Consider the following 3272-nt stretch of genomic DNA (forward strand, 5'->3'; position numbering starts at 1 on the left):
ACATTGCAACCATTAGTATTTCTCATGTAAACACCGGTTGCATAGTCCTCAAAGCTTAGGCCATCTACATTCCAGTGATCATAGCCCCTTAGATTAATGGCGATACCACCGGTTGAAGAATAATCGTCCCCATCCAGCTTCGGCATCCCATTATAGGCTTTAATAGTGATGGGACTGGCTACTGTTCCGCTACGTGCAGGAACAATGTGTTCATTGTACCATGTACCATCCATCAGGTATATCGTATCTCCTGGTAAAACCTGCTTTGCAGCATAGGAAGGGGTTGCCCAGGAATTAGAAACAGATAATCCATTATTGGCATTATTCCCGTTTGGAGATACGTAATAATCTGTTGCTGATGCAAGACCTATACCTGCTGTGAAAAGCAAAAGTAAAAGGGAACAAGATATAACTTTGTTGCAACTAATAGTAACACGTTTGTGAAAGAATGTAGGAAAATTCATATTAATACCTTTTAACATAGGAAGAAGTTATCGTAATCTACGCATATATTTTACGCAAATTGAAAAATCAAATATATCTTTTGAGCAATCTTTACATCCTACAAGTGAGATAACAGTATCCGATTTCTTATATTGTGAACTATAAAACATGTGCTACACCTTTATGCAAACTATTTATCGAAGGTAATTATATGATATTTTTATATAAATCAACGTGACCAAAAATGGACACGACCATATATAAGTGTTTCTTTTCGATTTTGCGGGTATTTTTCACAAATTCAGGTAGCTTTGCCTGTTTTTAAGATTCTATTAATTTCATATTGAATATACTTATTCTAAATTAGACTTATATCAGATCGAAAACAGATCAATCAATTCTGGAAGTCACTAGATGGTAACTTTAACAGGAATTTAAAAATACAGTATCATCGATGGTTTTGAATGAAATATATACTACAAAAATACCCATAAAAACAGATTAAACTAATTTTATCAATGCATTTGGTATTGCTGACTATGGCAACACTGTGAGCTATTACTAAAAGTACAATTCTTAAGCATAAAGAAAATAAAGCGTTTTTATTTCATAGTATCATGCAACAGTTGCCATCAGACTAAGAACTAAAATGAAGATCACATATTAATTACTTGAACCACATTTCAATTTGAGACCATTAGATTTCTTTATTAGAAATAGGAAAAGGTAAAAAGAATGGCACTCACCGAAAATTCATTTAAAATCGATGAAATCCTCAGATCGATCATTTCTTCCTTCTTAAAGAAAGAACAAGAACGGCCATGATGAGCAGAAGTGCCAGATTTTGGTCCAGTGTCTCATCCTGGTCAGAAGAACTTTCGTTGTCAGTTAATGACTCCGTTTCTCTGAGCTGACCGGTTATAGAGAAAAAAGAAAAACCTGATACTTTTGATTCGAAGTAAAGATAGGAAGCATCTTCATAAACCTTCGTTGTTGGTATTGCATTCCATTTTTGATCATAATAATGGTTCAGCCTTATAGAATCAACATCGATATTGTTATCTTCGATCCAGTCTCTGGGTACTCTGAAACCAACAATGGAATTATCCATATTTTCTTCATTATCATAGCCTATGGTTCCAACCCAGACGTTGATATTTTTGTAGACCACGTCCTCCGGCGGATACTCAACAAAAACAGATGTATTTTCGAGGACTTCAACGATGGTTACGATATTCCCAGCATTCTTCAACGCCAGATATCTTACATAACGGATATCATTGTCTGTAGCATTGAAATTAAAGTTTAGATTTGCATCTTTGTAAACATATAAACGTGAAATATACTTCTGCTCAACATTATCAATGTCCTCAACTGTACTGCCAATGACACTGCTTCCACCAACAGAACTACCATCATCACCGCCACCACCACTACTTGCAGTATCACTTTCTTTGATCACAACATTACTATTTACAACATTGATAGGAATGGCATTGCCATTTGAATCACTTACTACCACATTTGATAGCTTAAAATTACAAACTCCAGAATCTATTGAACTTAAGCTGATGATAGCAAATGTTCCAGATGAAGTTACAGTTGTTTTGTCAATTAGAAGTCCATATACAGAATCAACACGACCTTGTGAGTTGGCAATATTACCACTATCAAAAAAAACAAAAGCACCTTTCTGGTTGAGCAGATCACCCTCCGTTACAGATCTTACATTTACCAGGGATCTATCAAATATTAGATCAAATTGCATTCCTGCAATTGGTCTATCAGGTGAAACAAAAACAGAAATTGTAAAAGTATCACCTACTTCAACTGTTTGAGATATGGGTGCAAGTGTTACATCAGATGAAGCCAATGCCGGACTGCTGAGAATTATCAACAAGACCAAGAAAGAAATAGTTCTCAAGAACTCTTTAACAATATCCATGCTTATTCCTTTTCCACCAAATTAAGATAGAATTGACGAATTCATGATCTATAAAATCTTACTAATATAGAGATTACAAAGATATGCTCATAAATAGTTGTTGCTCCAAATAAATAAAATTTGAAATCATATAAAAAATATAAACAACACGATAATATTAAAAATTATATTAGCAGATTCCATAAACATTCCAGAATCAATATTAGCAAAAATGTGAGCAGCACAAATTGTTTGCGCCTTATCCCACGTTTTCACCGAAGTAATATGCTACGATCGAAAGATCCTGAATATTTACTACACCATCCAGGTTTACATCCCAACTTGGATGTGGTTTTTTTGTTTCAAAGTTCTGACTGACCAGAGTAACATCCTGAATATTTACTACACCATCCCTGTTTACGTCCCAGCGAGGGTGCATATCAATGATCGTAATAGCATGCTGGTATGAAACCTGATCCACACCATCGCTTACAACTACTTCGATATTATGAATGCCGGCATTTGAACGATCAGTGTTCCAGATATAACTCGAAGTTGTACTGTAAGCCACACCATCGATCTTAATAAGGTAACCTAATAAATCACCATCCAGATCAAATGCTTCTACACTTATTGCAATATCTTCTGTTTCATTAAAAACCATATCATTTAAAGGTTCAAACTTAACAATTAAAGGTGCATTGTTGTGTGAAGTTTCAGCATTAGCTGGACTGACCGCAACGTAGATGGTCTCAGAATCAGTTAACTGGCCATCGGTAACCTCAAAAGTAACCTCATAGTTTCCATCCTGACCTTCAGAAGGAGTCCAGATAAAATCACCTGTAGAACTATCAAAGATAGAACCGGAAGGAAGACCTGTGACAGAATAGGAAAGGACATCACC

The 3272-nt window shown here is 35.3% G+C and carries 3 protein-coding genes; all 3 read right to left on the reverse strand.

Annotation, left to right across the window (positions count from 1 at the left end; genetic code table 11):
* Positions 1-389: chondroitinase-B domain-containing protein (locus E7X56_RS11550; RefSeq protein ID WP_210409278.1), on the reverse strand; the 389-nt coding region annotated here is incomplete at its 3' end.
* An 839-nt stretch (positions 390-1228) separates the two neighbouring features.
* A complete protein-coding gene (locus tag E7X56_RS11555) occupies positions 1229-2350 on the reverse strand; it encodes a PGF-pre-PGF domain-containing protein (RefSeq protein WP_167879539.1) in 1122 nt (373 codons plus the stop codon).
* Between the two features lie 277 nt (positions 2351-2627).
* On the reverse strand, positions 2628-3272 hold a 645-nt coding region (locus E7X56_RS11560; RefSeq protein ID WP_210409279.1), incomplete at its 5' end, for a putative Ig domain-containing protein.

The organism is Methanococcoides sp. NM1 (assembly GCF_900774285.1).
GTDB classification, from domain to species: Archaea; Halobacteriota; Methanosarcinia; order Methanosarcinales; family Methanosarcinaceae; genus Methanococcoides; species Methanococcoides vulcani.